The sequence below is a fragment of the uncultured Shewanella sp. genome (assembly GCF_947491715.1).
Classification (GTDB): domain Bacteria; phylum Pseudomonadota; class Gammaproteobacteria; order Enterobacterales; family Shewanellaceae; genus Shewanella.
This window is the reverse complement of sequence record NZ_CANLKR010000065.1, coordinates 1-13,995: the sequence shown is the minus strand read 5'-3', so window position 1 is coordinate 13,995 and position 13,995 is coordinate 1. Positions and strand designations below refer to the sequence as shown.

Genomic DNA, 13,995 nt, shown 5'->3' with positions numbered 1-13,995 from the left:
AGGCAATAAGCATTCTTTCAATAATGCGCCTTGAATTAAGCCTTTTTACGGGCTCTGAAAACATGCACTTTCAAGTGATTTGGGTATAACCCCCCTAGTTAAACACTTCAACAGTACGGCAAGTGTTGAAGTGTTTAAGTTACAGTATGGGTAAATAAAGCAAAGAGTATCCTTTTTAGGCACTATTTTTGTGTATGGCTATTGGTTCTGACTCTCTTTAAAATAAAGTTGGGAATATAGAAAGATTGAGTTGATGAATAGACCGAAGTACATTCTTGATTGTCATTCCAACGAAATCGAATATAAGAGTAATCATTTAAGGCTCGCATGGATTTTATTATTTCAGGGTTGTCGGTATTACAAAATATAAATGCACCATTGTCTTCACCTTCTCCAATTCTGGCTTGGCAGAAACCGTATGAAACAACTTCAGTCTTCAGATCTGATTGATAGACAATCGAGCTTGTACCACAGCCAATATTCTCAAAAGGATTATTTGATATACGGGCACTAGCCATATTACCTTGTGCGAGTTTATTGTCCATGTCTATACTGACTGGAATGGTGGTTGCTTCTCCGGCAAACACGCTGCTTGATAAAGAAGTGAACAGGAGAGTTAAAGGGAGGATGTTAAGTTTCATTCGCTTTTCCTTGCGTTATGGAGATGTGTCAATATTGATATTAAGGTTGGTAAATTATTTTTTGTTGGTTGATGGCATGCGCCATTTTTCGTAGCATGATAACTCTACTTTTAGGCGATAATTTTGCCATTTCTTCTTCAAATAGCATTATTTCGTTTGAAGAGAACTCATGATCAATGATGTACTCATCAAGTTTATCCGTAAGCTGCTCTATCGCTTTAAAATTTTCACTTTCTTTTATTGTGAAAGGGGGCTGTTCACTAGGCTGAACGTTTTTTGTATCAAACTGAGTTGCTTGAAGTTCTTCTTGAATGACGGTGCGTATAGATTCAATTGATAATGTTTGTTGTGGCGCTGGTGTGATAGGCCTTTTCATTGGCTGATGGGATAATATTGCTGCATCAGTTTGCAAGTCATAGGCGGCTAAATGGACTTCGATGACATTGATCTTAGAGATTAAGTATAAAATAATGAGCATTTGAAGCGAGCTCATTAAAAGGAGTGCTTTTGTCTTCATTTGTGCAGCTATTTAATATTTGTTTTTTAATTGTTAATTTTTACACGATACCTTGTTATTTTTAAAAAGTCTATGAAAGAAAGCTTGTTTTATACTTGATGGGGTGTTTATTTTTTTGATCAATTGAGTTCGCAATGGAGATAAAAGGGGGAGATATGGATTTGATAATAGGTTAGTGATAATCGCGTCTCTTCTTATAAAGGGAAAGATAGTGCTGGTCAATGGTGACTGAAAATCAGATTGCGGATTAAAGGCTAATAAGAGGCAACAGACTGGCCATTGAGTCTATTAAACGGGTTGCTTAATAGACTCATAACTGGCAGGGCAAATAAAATAAGATTGGAATGATATATTACACTTAGGTTTTCTTTTTCTTTTTTAATCCTAAGCCTAACTCTCTTCCTCGCATTCTGGCGTAAAAAGGAAAGCCGATTAACAGGGCGCTGATGAGTAAGACTTCACTTAATGCAAAGAGGAATTGATCATGTGTGACATACAGTAATGTCAGTCCATGGAGCATATACAGACATAAAATAAAACTGCCCCAAGCATAAGTATAAGGGTTACCGGTTAATATTCCTTTGAGGGGAAAGAGTAGGGGGACAATCCACAGTAAACTGAACAGTAGAGAATACTCGCCACTGATCCCTTGATGGATAAACTGTGCACCTAACAGCACTAATAATAAACAATAGCCAGCGCGGCACAGCATAAAAAGGGTTTGGGTATTCATTATGACTTATTCCTTGCAAGCAAGGTTAAGACATTTTCTGGTGGACGACCGATGACAGCTTGATTATTGGTTAGCACGATAGGTCGTTCAATCAGTTTAGGATTGGCGACCATTGCCTGAATAAGCTCAGCCGAGCTGAGTGTCTCATCTTGTAAATTCAGTGCTTTGTATTCAGGTTCTTTTTTGCGCATTAACTCTCTAGGAGTGAAGGTTAATCGATCCAGTATTTGCGTTAATGTCTGTGCGCTAGGTGGCGTTTTTAAGTATTCGATAACGGTGATCTGGCAATTATTTTCTTCGAGTAACGCCAATGTTTGTCTGCTTTTTGAGCATCTTGGGTTATGGTATATGCTGACTTGTGTCATGACAAGGTTGATCCTATGTGTAATATTAGGCTTATGATACTGTAATTGGTTATTTTGGCCAATGAAACTTATTTCAAACTCTCGAGTGTTTTTTCCGCTTGTTTAAATTGTTGAATGCGCGCATTGATCCTGGCAAGCTGCAGAGGATTACCCTTTGAATATCGATAAGCATAATTAAGCTGATCAATCGCGTTTTTATAGTCGGCCATGAGGGCTAAGGATTCGGCTTTTACAAAATAAGCCATGCCTTTATTATTGAGTTTTTGATAGGCCGTTTCTAACAAGCTATAGGCAATTTGATCGTCTTTATTGAGAAAAATAAGATCTTCTAGTAATGGAATGGCTTTTGTGGGTTTTCCCGCTTCAATGTAGGTATTGGCTAAATTGGTATTAATAACGATGGAAGTGGGTTTGAGTTGCTGCCGTTGTTTGAGCATACTGATAGCCTGGTTATATTCTTGCTTTTCAAGCAATAAATCGGTTTCTGTATCAATATAGAACACATTATATTTATCTTTGGCGATTAAACCATCAATAATGGCTTTAGATTCATCATATTTTTTCAAGCGAAATAAAGCGAGCGCTTTACCGTAAAGCGCGGCGCTTTTAAAGGTATAGCTTTTGTCTTTTAATTGCTGATTAAATAAACTCAATGCCGCTTCAGGGCTGTAACTGGAAAAGCGAACTTGTATGCGGGCTTTTGCCAGTTGGAAATTTAAATTATCGGGTACGTATCGATTGGGGTATTGCAATGCCCGATTACGGGCATCGGTGATCCGTGATTCAGGCAAAGGGTGAGTTAACAGCATTTGAGGTGGGGTGGTGGTGTAGCGATATCGAGCGGCTAATTTTGCAAAAAAATTGGCCGTAGCCTTAGGGTCAAACCCCGCATCCACCATCACTTGCGTGCCTATTCTGTCTGCTTCCTTTTCATTGGAACGGGTATAGTTTATTTTTGCTTGTGTAGATAAGGCTTGCGTGGTGGCCAGTGCCGCCATTCCCGCTTGTGGAGCAGCAATGGTCAGTAAAATTGCGCCTAACATGCTCGCCATAGTCGCAGTGGATGTTTTATCTTGTGCTTCTATTGAACGGGCTAAATGGCGTTGGGTAACGTGAGTAATTTCATGGCTTAACACTGATGCTAGCTGACTTTCGTTGTCGGCATTTAAAAAGAGTCCCGTATGCACGCCCACGTGACCGCCAAAGAAAGCAAAGGCGTTGATTTCATCATTTTGAATGAGAAAAAAATAGAAAGGTGTTTTGACATCATGCGCATGGGCGACTAATTTATTGCCCAACTCTGTGATGTACTGGTTGAGCACGGGATCATTGAGCACGGGACTGGATGAGCGGATCACCCGCATATAGGCATCACCATAAATGGCTTCTTTTTCTAAACTGAAGGTATTGACCGCAGCGGTCCCTAAATCTGGAAGTTCAGTGCTGTTTTTCCCCATGGCGGGACTTATCGATAACAATAATGACAAGGCACTTGCCAGTATTTTTTTGGAAAAGGTATAGTTACTCAAGTGGATCCTTATTAACCTCTACAGATTACAGCGACATCGATATAACTTATATTATCTTGCTTTGACGCTTTTTGCAGTATAAGCCTAGCAAGATATTGTAAAACAGGCCTGAAATGACAAGCTTGTGATTTTACTTACTTACTAGGATAATAGGCAAAGATTGTTTATAGCAAGTTGATTATGAATATTATTGATTTAACAAATGATGTTTGTCCGTTAGCGCTGGTTAAATTTAAGTTGGCATTGAAACAACAACAGCCCAATGAATCTTTAATTGTGTTACTGTCAGACACGGGATCTAAGCAAGATGTTCCCATATTTTTAAAAAAAAAGGGCTATTGTTACGAAATGGTGATCAGTAAAGGAGTGATGCGATTGACTGTTTACCTATAGGCTCACTATTTTATCAAGAAAAATCACCTGATTTTGTTTGCTTTTAGCGCGTCAAGATATTAAAAATAAATGACGTCGCCTTGCCTTATTTTCACCTATTATTTTAGAGTAAATCCTTTTAGGAAGTCACATGTTTTCGATTATTCGTCATTGGTATACCGCACGTTTTAGCGACCCTCAAGCCGTCACTTTAGTGTTGATTTTATTTGGGGGGGCGTGCATTTTGTATTTTGCAGCCGATATATTGGCTCCTTTGCTTGTTGCGTTAGTGTTGGCTTTTTTACTTGAATGGCCTGTTGCCAAAATGGGGCATTTAGGCATTAAACGAACTGCAGCGACATCGATTGTATTACTGATTTTCTTAGGACTGTGTGTGTTGACGGTTTTTGGTTTAGTGCCGAGCATTTGGCGTCAGGGGGTAGCGTTAACGTCTGATTTACCCTCTATGCTAGATCAAGGGATGAAGATCATACAAGCTTATATTAATCAATATCCTCAATGGATTAACACAGATCAGTTAGACACTATGATATTGGAAATCAAAAAAATGTTAGATACTCAGCATTTATTGAATTTCGGTAAACATTTATTGGGTTATTCTGCATCCATACTCGTGCTGATGGTTTACGCCATTTTAGTGCCATTATTGGTGTTTTTCTTTTTAAAGGATAAAGACAGTTTAATCAAAAATAGTTCGCGTTTCTTTCCACAAAATAGAGAACTTTCCCATAGAGTTTGGCGGGAGATGCATCAACAAATTTTAAATTATATTCGTGGTAAAGTGATTGAAATTGTGATTGTGGGAGTGGTGAGTTATCTCTTTTTTGCTTTGATGGATCTTCGTTATGCGGCTTTGCTTGGCGTGTTGACAGGTTTGTCTGTGCTGATCCCTTATGTCGGTGCAACGTTAGTGACATTGCCCATTGCCTTAGTGGCTTTTATTCAATGGGGGATCTCACCTGAATTTGGCTATTTAATGTTAGGTTATGGCATTATTCAGGCCCTTGATGGCAATGTTTTAGTGCCGATAGTGTTTGCAGATGCGGTGGACTTACACCCTGTTTTCATTATTGCTGCTGTATTAATTTTTGGTGGATTATGGGGTGTGTGGGGGGTGTTTTTTGCAATACCGTTAGCCTCTTTAATCAAAGCGGTTGTGAATGCTTGGCCTGTACCAGAGAAAGCATCAGCATCGTCTGAGCAGCCCTGATATTAAGGTATTTTATTGGTAAAACTGTCGGGTTCTCTTTGTGTTGATTGAGAGGGATAGCTGAGATGGAAATGGCTTTTTTACAAGGACTCAGTATTGGTGGCAGTCTGACAGTTGCGGTGGGGGCGCAAAACGCATTTATTCTTAAACAAGGGCTAATCCGGTCTTATCCCTTAGTTATTGCGGTGTTATGTTCGTGTATTGATGCCATCATGATCACTTTTGGAGTATTAGGCTTTGGCCAAGTGATTGATGCTTATCCTGTGATAGTAAATGTGGCAAGGATAGGTGGCGCGCTATTCCTTTTTGGCTATGGTGCCCATGCCTTGTATATGTCTTGTGCCACCAATGAACAACTCAGTAGTGGTCCTAAAGGCGCCAGTTCCTTTTCTCAAGTATTATTGCTCACCTTAGGGGTCAGTTTACTGAATCCGAGTTTGTATTTAGATACCGTGTTATTGTTGGGCAGTATTAGTGTTCAATTTCAAGGTGTTGAGCGTACTTTATTTGCTATTGGAGCTATTGTGGCCTCACTCGCTTGGTTCTTCAGTTTAAGTTTCGGAGCAAAATATTTAAGCCCATTGTTTACCCATCCCCAAGCTTGGGTCTACCTCGATAGGGCAATTTGTTTAGTCATGTGGTCTATTGCGGTGATCTTAATCGTGCCTTACGTAACGTAAACTTATTTTAGATCTTGAAATCGTTTGTAAAAAATAATGGGTTTCAAGTGAACGTGAGGGCGAGCACCTGAAACCGCTTTAGCACAGGTTTTATTGCGCTTCTAAATGAGCAAGCACCACGTCATGATGATCTTTCGTTTTAAATTTATTAAACACATGGCTCACTTTGCCATCTTGACCAATGAGAAAACTCAAACGATGAATGCCATCGTAGACTTTCCCCATAAACTTCTTTTCACCCCATACGCCAAAAGCATCGGCAATGGCATGATCTTCATCACTTAATAGTGAAAAATTGAGCGCGTGTTTATCGGCAAACTTAGCCAGTTTGGCCACAGGGTCGGGACTTAAGCCTAATACGGTGACATTCTTTTCAATCAGTGGGGTTTGACTATCTCTCAATCCACAGGCTTGTACTGTGCAGCCAGGCGTCATGGCTTTAGGATAAAAATACACCAACACTGGGCCTTTTTTTAAACAGGCTTCAAGTGAAATACTGTTTTGATGTTGATCGCTGAGAGTAAAATTGGGGGCATTATCGCCTGCTTTTAAGGTATTCATTGTGTAATAGGATCCTGATTTTCATGTGCCGATATATCTTGCATTCGTTGAATGCTACACGCAAGAGACAGTTCATTGGCAAGTTGATTAATATTATGCTCAAGCATGTCCAGTGTCGCTATTTCGGGGACATTGATACTTAAATAGACGTGCTGTATTGGACCGTCTGTTTGGTTATCCTCTGAGTAGGAGCGAACGGCGGCAAGATCAAGGGATTGATCTGCTAAAAATTGGGTGATTTTTTGCATTGTACCGCGTTGATCGACGCCGTTAAATGTCACCTCTAAGCGAGAAGGATAGTGAGGAGCGGTATGTTTTGAAGTGCGTTTCATAACGGTCATCATTTCGAGTGCGACGCTTAATTCGGGTAATTGGGCTTCCATTTGAGAGATCGCACTCCAAGAGCCTGATAGCATCATGATGAGTGTAAACTCATTACCAAATAATGCCATTCGGCTGTCGACAATATCACAGTCACAGTCGCTGGCTAATCGAGCAAACTTACTGACAATGCCTGGGCGATCAGCACCCATTGATGTGACAACCAAGTGATTGGACATTCCAATTCCTCATTATTGATTAAAATAGTAGCAGCCAAAGGGCTTTCATTCTTTTTCTGTGGTAATGCTATCACAACTTCTTCTTTTTGTGGGGAGTCGCTACCATCCTAAAGTAAAATTAAGGTCGATATGAGGGAGAAATAGCACAGTGTGGCTAAGATAACATAATGAACGGTGGTAATACTGGTTAACTAGCTGAATTTATTGATTTAATTTGTATAATTAGTGGCGTAGAGGTGAAAATGGATTTAATAAATTTTCATCAATCATTTATCCCCTTGGATGGGAATTGCGGTAAACGGATTGAGAGAGTAGACTAGGGCTTGTTTTTCAACCTTGTCATCAGTACCATAGCCAATCCTGAATCCCTGGGGAAGACACATGATAACCGGAAGCATTGTAGCCTTAATCACACCAATGAATAGTGATGGCTCAGTAGATTTTGCAAGCTTAGAACAACTCGTCGAATACCATATCGCCCAAGGGACTGATGCCATTGTGGCCGTAGGAACCACGGGCGAATCTGCCACGTTACCGACCGAAGAGCACATTAATGTTGTAGCACAAGTGGTTAAATTCGCTAAGGGACGCATTCCCATTATAGGCGGGAATGGTGCTAATTCCACCGCTGAAGCCATTGAATTAACCATTGGACAAGCGAAAGTCGGTGTTGCAGCGATGTTAGGGGTAACACCTTATTATAATAAGCCGTCACCGAAAGGCCTTATTGCCCATTTTAAAGCGGTGGCTGCCAGCACTGATATTCCTCAAATTTTATATAACGTGCCAGGGCGAACCGCTGTGGATATGTTACCTGAAACGGTTGCCGAACTGGTTAGTGTACCGAATATTATTGGTATCAAAGAAGCCACTGGTGATGTGTCACGAGTGGCACGTCTACGTGAGCTGTGTGGACCTGATTTTCTACTTTATAGTGGCGATGATGATACTGGCCGTGAATTCATCGAGTTAGGCGGCGATGGCATTATTTCCGTTGCCAATAATATTGTGCCTAAACAGTTTAAAGATATGTGTGATGCCCAATTGGCTGGCGATACGCAAAAAGCCAAGATCATTGAAACGCCCATGAAAGGCATATTTTCTGCTTTATTTTGTGAAGCGAATCCTATTCCAGTTAAATGGGCAGCTCATCGCATGGGATTGATCCCCAATGGTAAAATTCGTTTGCCTTTGACGGAACTTTCCGATGAACATCATGGTCTGTTACTAGAAGAAATGAAAAATGCCCGAATAGAGGTTAATTAATATAATGCTAAAGCAAGTCACACCACTGATCCTTATTGTAGCTGTTTCAGCTTGCAGTACGTCCATGGAACGAAGACAAGCCAATGGTGCTGAAAAATATGCCAATGCTAAGGTAACGCCTGATCTCACGATCCCCGAAGGACTATTAACCCCTAAATACAGTTTAGAATATGCCATTCCTGCTATAGGCAGTAAAGCGGATCCTAACTTGATTGGTCCGGCTTTAGATATTCGTCCACCGTTACAGGTTTTGCCTATGGCGGAAGGAACGCGGGTGGAAGAAGGCGATGATAATATCAAAGTTATTGTTGAAAGCATCGGTATTGATATTGATCTTAAACAAGAATTGTTTGGCGATGTGAAAGAGTATTTATCAAAGGCAGGCATTAAAATTCTTAAAGAAGATTTTGATGCTGGCACCATAGAAACGGATTGGATCACCACCAAAGAAGTGGTCGATTCCAGCATGTGGGGGGAAGATAAGGTCTTTGTTTTACGTCAACGCTATTTATTTGATATCAATGTTAGCCCTCATGGACGAACGGGTGACTTAACCATTAATTTGGCTGAGCATGAGCAAAGCTATAATGGCGAGCCGCAAGATATTTTATTAACGGCAGATGATAAGCGTCGCTATACCATTGATATGCTCAATGAGGTAGTCAGTTATATTGGCGTTAAACGTGAGCATGCGCTGAAAAACAAACGCTTAGAGGAAAGTAAAGGGATTGCCGTTCGATTCATTAATGATGGTGATGAAACGCCTTATTGGATTGCGAATGCAGGTTATCAACGCACTTGGGAGCGATTAGCGATTGTGCTGCCTGAAATGGGCTTTGACATTACGGATACGGATCCTAATTTAGGGGTGTATTTTGTGAAAGTGGTCGATGATTCCGGTTTCTGGAGCTCCATTTGGAGTGATAGCGATATGGCAATACCTGAAGGCGATTACAGAATAACCTTGAAAGATGTGTCCGGTGAGCCTAAGAAAACGGCCATTTATTTGACCGATTCAGATGATAAGCCCATTTCTGATGCGACGGTTAAGCAAGTCTCTTCAACCTTCACTGAATTAATGAGCGAGAAGCGTAAAGTCAGATAAATAAACTGACTCAATGACGTAAATAAATGCCAATCACATTGTTGATTGGCATTTTTTATGTCTGTTTCTCTTTATTTTTACACCATTGAGAAATAAATAAGGCCGCATAAAGCCCCTAAATGCTGCTAGTAGTGTCATTTTCGTCGATTAATTGCGGATTAATCCCTATTTAGATTCCCAAATATGATAAAACTCACGTAGAATGCGCGTCCATGACAGATGAAATAATATTGACTGATTTGCACAGTCACACCACAGCATCAGATGGGCAACTCACACCGTCTGAATTAATTGAGCGGGCAATTGACAAAGGGGTTAAGGTTTTTGCGATTACCGATCATGATACGACAGATGGGCTTGCTGAAGCACATGCCTATAATAATGCCCATGCAACGCCGCTGACGTTGATTAATGGCGTTGAAATATCAACCCGTTGGAATAGCTTCGATATACACATTGTGGCCTTAAAAGTGGCAGTGGATAATCCCGTATTAGTGAACTTTCTTGAAAATCAGCGCACCTTACGAAGCGATCGCGCCAAAGAAATTGGAGAGCGTTTGCAAAAGGCAGGCATAGAAGGTGCCTATGAAGGGGCGAAAGGCTATGCCGGTGAGGCCGCCATTAGCCGAGGTCATTATGCTCGTTGGCTAGCAGAAAAAGGTTATGCGACCAATACTGGCAATGTGTTCAAACGGTATTTAGCGCGAGGCAAAACCGGTTATGTCCCCAATAACTGGGGAAGCATGGAGCAGGCCATTGATGTGATCCACCAAGCGGGTGGTGTCGCTGTGCTTGCTCACCCCAATGGCTATAAGTTGTCTGCCAAATGGGTGAAGCGACTCGTCAGAGAATTTAAGGGCGCGGGTGGGGACGCTATGGAAGTGGTGTTAGGTCAACAGACCATTGACGATCGCTCTCAGTTAATTGCATTAAGTGTATTGAATAATCTATCTTGTTCGTTAGGCAGTGATTTTCACTTTCCCAGTAGCTGGATAGAATTAGGCCGTAATTTGTTTCAACCCCAAGGTGTGAATTGGGTTTGGCAATCAAAACGTTGGATGGAAGCAAAATGAGTCAGTTTTTTTACGTACATGAAGATAACCCTCAAACAAGATTAATCAATCAAACCATTAATGCATTAAAAAATGGGGGCGTGATAGTTTATCCAACGGATTCAGGCTACGCACTGGGCTGTTTAATTGGCGATAAAAATGCCATGAGCCGTATTGCAAAAATCAGGCAAATTGAAAATGATCATGACTTTTCTTTGATGTGCCGGGATCAATCTGAGCTGTCAACTTACGCCAGAGTGGATAATCAAGCTTACCGTTTACTCAAGCATCATACACCAGGCGCATATACCTTTATTTTTAAGGCCACTAAGGAAGTGCCTAAGCGGTTACAAAGTCCCAAAAAGAAAACCATTGGGATCCGTGTCCCCGATAATGTCATTGCATTAGCGTTACTTGAAGCCCTTGATGAGCCACTCATGTCTACCAGTTTGATTTTACCCGGGCAAGATTTTACCGAGTCGGATCCTGAGCACATTCGAGATCTGCTAGAACATCAAGTGGATGTGATTGTACATGGCGGCTATTTAGGTGAAAAACCCACCACAGTGATTGATTTATCTGAAGGAGACATTCAGGTAATACGCGAAGGTGCAGGTGATGTGACACCTTTTCTTTAATTGTCACCTTGTTGCAGGTATAATCGCGCCCTTTGTGATAATGCATGTGACTGGAAAATCGGCTCAGCAGGCCTAAGACATAGCAAATAGGCTCAGTAGGCAGAGGGGTTTTATTTGCATTAATGGGTGCCATGGTGCATTTTTAACTATGTGGGTATTGTTAGACATCAGCACATTGTAAACCTGAGTGTCTTTTCAACTCACATGCATTGTTAAAGAAACACAAAATGAATCGTAAGCTGAGTATTATTACTGCGGGCGTTTTAATGCATCGGTTTATAGAACTGATGAGCAACATTTTGATTTAAATAAGAGGATAAACGGATGGAAGGGCATCAATCACCCACTCCCTTAGCCGTGATCCAAGGCGAGCCGATGAAGGCTTTCCCCAAAGATCTTTTTATTCCTCCAGAAGCGTTGGAAGTCTTTTTAGAGTCTTTTGAAGGTCCATTGGATTTATTGCTGTACCTGATCCGTAAGCAAAAGCTGGATGTGGTGGACTTACCCATTCATGCCATCACGGAGCAATATTTAGAATACGTGGCATTCTTACAAGGCAGTAAGGTGGAGTTGGCTGCAGATTACTTAGTCATGGCGGCGACCTTGGCTGAAATCAAATCGCGGTTATTACTGCCCAAGCCTGATCTGGACATGGAGGAAGAAGAGGATCCGCGTTTGCAATTAATCCGGCAGCTGAAAGCCTATGAAGTGATTAAAGAAGCGCAAATGCAATTGGATAACTTGCCGCGACTAGAGCGGGACTTCTTTCAGGCAAGGGCAACACCCGCTGACAATATTCAGCCTGAATTATTGCCACCTGAAGTCTCGTTAAGCGATTTGGCAAGGGCATTTTCGCAGGTTTTGAAACGGGTGGAAGCACATGTTCATCATCATGTTGAACGCGAGGTCTTGTCTACCCGTGAGCGAATGACGCAAATTTTAGCTAAATTAAAAGGGCAAGACTATTTACCCTTTGAGGCATTATTTGAAGTCAGTGAAGGACGCAGTGGTGTGGTGGTGAGCTTTTTAGCCCTGATGGAACTCATTAAGGAATTGCTGGTTGAGTTGATCCAAACGGATCCTTTCTCAAACATACATGTAAAGGCTTATTAATTGTCAACGATAAATGAACAACAGCTCAAACAGCTGATAGAAGCAAGCTTGTTTGTATTGGCGAAACCTGTGACGATAAGTGGGTTAAAATCTGGAGTATTAGCGTCATTAGCTGTATCGCGAGCCGATATTCAAATGGCTATTGAGCAATTGCAATTGGATTATGAGGGCAGAGGCGTACAGTTAGTGAAAGTGGCAAATGGGTATCGGTTTCAAACATTAACCGAATTAAGTCCATTGTTGCAGCCACTTTGGCAAGAGAAATCGCCTAAGTACTCCCGTGCCACATTAGAAACATTGGCCGTGATCGCGTATCGGCAACCTGTGACCCGTGGCGATATTGAGCTGGTCAGGGGCGTGGCGGTGAGCAGCCAGATCATCAAAACGTTACAAGACAGAAATTGGATTAAAACCGTGGGCCATAAAGAGGTTGCAGGCAGACCCGCTTTATATGCCACCACGGCCGATTTCTTAGGGTACTTTGGCTTAGAGAGCATAACGGCGTTACCGCTGTTAACGGATCCTGAGTCATTAGCGGGCCTGTTTTCCAACGAGGAAATAGCGCCAGAACATTTAGAAGAAAAAATAGAAGAGTCTACTAATGAGTGAAAAATTGCAGAAAGTCTTGGCCCGTGCAGGCCATGGCTCCCGTCGTGAGATGGAGGCATGGATTGCTGCAGGTCGAGTTAGTATTGACGGTGAAATTGCCAAGCTAGGCGATCGCGTTGAATCCGATGTGAAAGTGCGTATTGATGGCCGTGCAGTGTCGATTAAATCTGAAGAAGATGTGGTGTGCCGCGTGATTGCTTACCATAAACCGGAAGGTGAGATCTGTAGCCGGAAAGATCCCGAAGGGCGTCCAACGGTGTTTGACCGCCTGCCTCGCACCAAAGATTCACGCTGGGTTGCGGTGGGTCGATTAGACATTAACACCTCAGGGTTATTGTTATTTACCTCTGACGGCGAATTGGCCAATCGACTCATGCACCCGTCTAACGAAGTGGAGCGTGAGTACGCGGTGCGCACCTTTGGTGAAGTGACCGATGCCTGTATTCAGCGTCTGCGTAAAGGGGTGACGTTAGAAGATGGTCCAGCCAGCTTTGATAAAGTCAAACCCGCAGGTGGCGAAGGCATGAATAAATGGTGGCACGTCTCCCTTGCTGAAGGGCGTAACCGTGAAGTTCGCCGTTTATGGGAATCACAAGAAGTGCAAGTGAGCCGTTTGATCCGTATTCGTTATGGCGACATTGAATTGCCTAAGTCATTGCCGCGTGGTGGCTGGATTGAACTGCCCATCGAGCAAGTGAATTACTTGCGCCAAACGGCAGGCATGCAAGATGAGACCCGCAGTATTATCGGTACCGATAAGCACAGCGTGGCCCGTAATAAAGTGCGCGGCGCAAAAATTCGCCGTGCGGTGCGTAAGCATAAAGCGACAGCGGGTAAGCCTGCTCGCCAACGCAGTTGAGGCGAAATCAATAAAATTTATTTTGTATGAATCGAACTGAAAGGCCACATTTAGTGGTCTTTTTTATGAGGGGCTTATTTGTACTTTATACCAATCTGCATTAGAAGTTGGTCACTTTTGCCCAGCTTCTTGAGCACATGCTTTTAATCCTGTTAGTACATTCA

Annotated in this window: 17 protein-coding genes; 10 read left to right on the top strand and 7 right to left on the bottom strand. The window is 42.0% G+C overall.

What is annotated here, in order from left to right:
* Positions 1 to 182 precede the first annotated feature (182 nt).
* The 5 genes from Q0779_RS23010 to Q0779_RS22990 all read right to left on the bottom strand — a co-directional run bounded on the left by Q0779_RS23010 (position 183) and on the right by Q0779_RS22990 (position 3,755).
* Positions 183 to 641, bottom strand: coding sequence for a hypothetical protein (locus Q0779_RS23010; RefSeq protein WP_298776491.1), 459 nt, complete (start codon positions 639 to 641; stop codon positions 183 to 185).
* Between the two features lie 40 nt (positions 642 to 681).
* Positions 682 to 1,158, bottom strand: a complete 477-nt coding sequence (locus Q0779_RS23005) for a hypothetical protein (RefSeq protein ID WP_298776489.1) — start codon at positions 1,156 to 1,158, stop codon at positions 682 to 684.
* A gap of 358 nt (positions 1,159 to 1,516) precedes the next feature.
* Positions 1,517 to 1,891, bottom strand: a complete 375-nt coding sequence (locus Q0779_RS23000) for a DUF2069 domain-containing protein (RefSeq protein WP_298776486.1) — start codon at positions 1,889 to 1,891, stop codon at positions 1,517 to 1,519.
* Positions 1,891 to 2,256, bottom strand: coding sequence for an arsenate reductase (glutaredoxin) (gene arsC, locus Q0779_RS22995; RefSeq protein WP_298776484.1), 366 nt, complete (start codon positions 2,254 to 2,256; stop codon positions 1,891 to 1,893). The genes Q0779_RS23000 and arsC overlap by 1 nt, the downstream gene beginning before the upstream one ends.
* Positions 2,257 to 2,324: 68 nt before the next feature.
* On the bottom strand, positions 2,325 to 3,755 hold the full coding sequence (locus Q0779_RS22990) for a M48 family metalloprotease (RefSeq protein ID WP_298776493.1): 1,431 nt from the start codon (positions 3,753 to 3,755) through the stop codon (positions 2,325 to 2,327).
* 210 nt (positions 3,756 to 3,965) lie between these two features.
* Between Q0779_RS22990 and Q0779_RS22985 the strand changes: the two genes are divergently transcribed.
* From Q0779_RS22985 to Q0779_RS22975, 3 genes are all read left to right on the top strand, one after another.
* Positions 3,966 to 4,178 carry a sulfurtransferase TusA family protein gene (locus Q0779_RS22985; protein WP_298776482.1) on the top strand — a complete coding sequence of 71 codons (213 nt, stop codon included), beginning with the start codon at positions 3,966 to 3,968 and terminating at the stop codon, positions 4,176 to 4,178.
* A 130-nt stretch (positions 4,179 to 4,308) separates the two neighbouring features.
* The gene (locus tag Q0779_RS22980) at positions 4,309 to 5,388 is read left to right on the top strand and encodes an AI-2E family transporter (RefSeq protein WP_298776479.1); all 1,080 of its coding nucleotides are present in this window, start codon (positions 4,309 to 4,311) and stop codon (positions 5,386 to 5,388) included.
* 65 nt (positions 5,389 to 5,453) lie between these two features.
* Positions 5,454 to 6,068 (top strand): LysE family transporter, encoded by a 615-nt coding sequence (locus tag Q0779_RS22975; protein WP_298776477.1) that lies wholly within the window; start codon positions 5,454 to 5,456, stop codon positions 6,066 to 6,068.
* 90 nt (positions 6,069 to 6,158) lie between these two features.
* Here the strand turns inward: Q0779_RS22975 and bcp are convergent, their stop codons facing one another.
* Together bcp and Q0779_RS22965 are read right to left on the bottom strand one after the other, a co-directional pair.
* On the bottom strand, positions 6,159 to 6,629 hold the full coding sequence (bcp, locus tag Q0779_RS22970) for a thioredoxin-dependent thiol peroxidase (RefSeq protein WP_298776475.1): 471 nt from the start codon (positions 6,627 to 6,629) through the stop codon (positions 6,159 to 6,161).
* The gene (locus Q0779_RS22965) at positions 6,626 to 7,189 is read right to left on the bottom strand and encodes an ACT domain-containing protein (protein ID WP_298776473.1); all 564 of its coding nucleotides are present in this window, start codon (positions 7,187 to 7,189) and stop codon (positions 6,626 to 6,628) included. The genes bcp and Q0779_RS22965 overlap by 4 nt, the downstream gene beginning before the upstream one ends.
* 381 nt (positions 7,190 to 7,570) lie before the next feature.
* Between Q0779_RS22965 and dapA the strand changes: the two genes are divergently transcribed.
* The 7 genes from dapA (at position 7,571) to rluB (ending at position 13,831) form a co-directional block, all read left to right on the top strand.
* Positions 7,571 to 8,455: a 4-hydroxy-tetrahydrodipicolinate synthase gene (gene dapA, locus Q0779_RS22960; protein ID WP_298776471.1), complete on the top strand. Its 885-nt coding sequence runs from the start codon at positions 7,571 to 7,573 to the stop codon at positions 8,453 to 8,455.
* Positions 8,456 to 8,459: 4 nt separating this feature from the next.
* Positions 8,460 to 9,560: an outer membrane protein assembly factor BamC gene (gene bamC, locus Q0779_RS22955; RefSeq protein WP_298776468.1), complete on the top strand. Its 1,101-nt coding sequence runs from the start codon at positions 8,460 to 8,462 to the stop codon at positions 9,558 to 9,560.
* Between the two features lie 212 nt (positions 9,561 to 9,772).
* Positions 9,773 to 10,633, top strand: a complete 861-nt coding sequence (locus Q0779_RS22950) for a PHP domain-containing protein (RefSeq protein WP_298776466.1) — start codon at positions 9,773 to 9,775, stop codon at positions 10,631 to 10,633.
* On the top strand, positions 10,630 to 11,250 hold the full coding sequence (locus Q0779_RS22945) for an L-threonylcarbamoyladenylate synthase (RefSeq protein WP_298776464.1): 621 nt from the start codon (positions 10,630 to 10,632) through the stop codon (positions 11,248 to 11,250). The genes Q0779_RS22950 and Q0779_RS22945 overlap by 4 nt, the downstream gene beginning before the upstream one ends.
* A 324-nt stretch (positions 11,251 to 11,574) precedes the next feature.
* Positions 11,575 to 12,363 carry a ScpA family protein gene (locus tag Q0779_RS22940; protein ID WP_298776463.1) on the top strand — a complete coding sequence of 263 codons (789 nt, stop codon included), beginning with the start codon at positions 11,575 to 11,577 and terminating at the stop codon, positions 12,361 to 12,363.
* Positions 12,364 to 12,972 (top strand): SMC-Scp complex subunit ScpB, encoded by a 609-nt coding sequence (gene scpB / locus Q0779_RS22935; RefSeq protein WP_298776461.1) that lies wholly within the window; start codon positions 12,364 to 12,366, stop codon positions 12,970 to 12,972.
* A complete protein-coding gene (gene rluB / locus Q0779_RS22930) occupies positions 12,965 to 13,831 on the top strand; it encodes a 23S rRNA pseudouridine(2605) synthase RluB (RefSeq protein WP_298776459.1) in 867 nt (288 codons plus the stop codon). Before scpB ends, rluB begins: the two co-directional genes overlap by 8 nt.
* Positions 13,832 to 13,995: the final 164 nt, after the last annotated feature.

What these genes read in the sequence shown, in the direction of transcription:
- Q0779_RS23010 (WP_298776491.1), bottom strand. Translation starts at nt 641, where the DNA reads ATGAAACTTAACATCCTCCCTTTAACTCTCCTGTTCACTTCTTTATCA.
- Q0779_RS23005 (WP_298776489.1), bottom strand. Translation starts at nt 1,158, where the DNA reads ATGAAGACAAAAGCACTCCTTTTAATGAGCTCGCTTCAAATGCTCATT.
- Q0779_RS23000 (WP_298776486.1), bottom strand. Translation starts at nt 1,891, where the DNA reads ATGAATACCCAAACCCTTTTTATGCTGTGCCGCGCTGGCTATTGTTTA.
- arsC (WP_298776484.1), bottom strand. Translation starts at nt 2,256, where the DNA reads ATGACACAAGTCAGCATATACCATAACCCAAGATGCTCAAAAAGCAGA.
- Q0779_RS22985 (WP_298776482.1), top strand. Translation starts at nt 3,966, where the DNA reads ATGAATATTATTGATTTAACAAATGATGTTTGTCCGTTAGCGCTGGTT.
- Q0779_RS22980 (WP_298776479.1), top strand. Translation starts at nt 4,309, where the DNA reads ATGTTTTCGATTATTCGTCATTGGTATACCGCACGTTTTAGCGACCCT.
- Q0779_RS22975 (WP_298776477.1), top strand. Translation starts at nt 5,454, where the DNA reads ATGGAAATGGCTTTTTTACAAGGACTCAGTATTGGTGGCAGTCTGACA.
- bcp (WP_298776475.1), bottom strand. Translation starts at nt 6,629, where the DNA reads ATGAATACCTTAAAAGCAGGCGATAATGCCCCCAATTTTACTCTCAGC.
- Q0779_RS22965 (WP_298776473.1), bottom strand. Translation starts at nt 7,189, where the DNA reads ATGTCCAATCACTTGGTTGTCACATCAATGGGTGCTGATCGCCCAGGC.
- dapA (WP_298776471.1), top strand. Translation starts at nt 7,571, where the DNA reads ATGATAACCGGAAGCATTGTAGCCTTAATCACACCAATGAATAGTGAT.
- bamC (WP_298776468.1), top strand. Translation starts at nt 8,460, where the DNA reads ATGCTAAAGCAAGTCACACCACTGATCCTTATTGTAGCTGTTTCAGCT.
- Q0779_RS22950 (WP_298776466.1), top strand. Translation starts at nt 9,773, where the DNA reads ATGACAGATGAAATAATATTGACTGATTTGCACAGTCACACCACAGCA.
- Q0779_RS22945 (WP_298776464.1), top strand. Translation starts at nt 10,630, where the DNA reads ATGAGTCAGTTTTTTTACGTACATGAAGATAACCCTCAAACAAGATTA.
- Q0779_RS22940 (WP_298776463.1), top strand. Translation starts at nt 11,575, where the DNA reads ATGGAAGGGCATCAATCACCCACTCCCTTAGCCGTGATCCAAGGCGAG.
- rluB (WP_298776459.1), top strand. Translation starts at nt 12,965, where the DNA reads ATGAGTGAAAAATTGCAGAAAGTCTTGGCCCGTGCAGGCCATGGCTCC.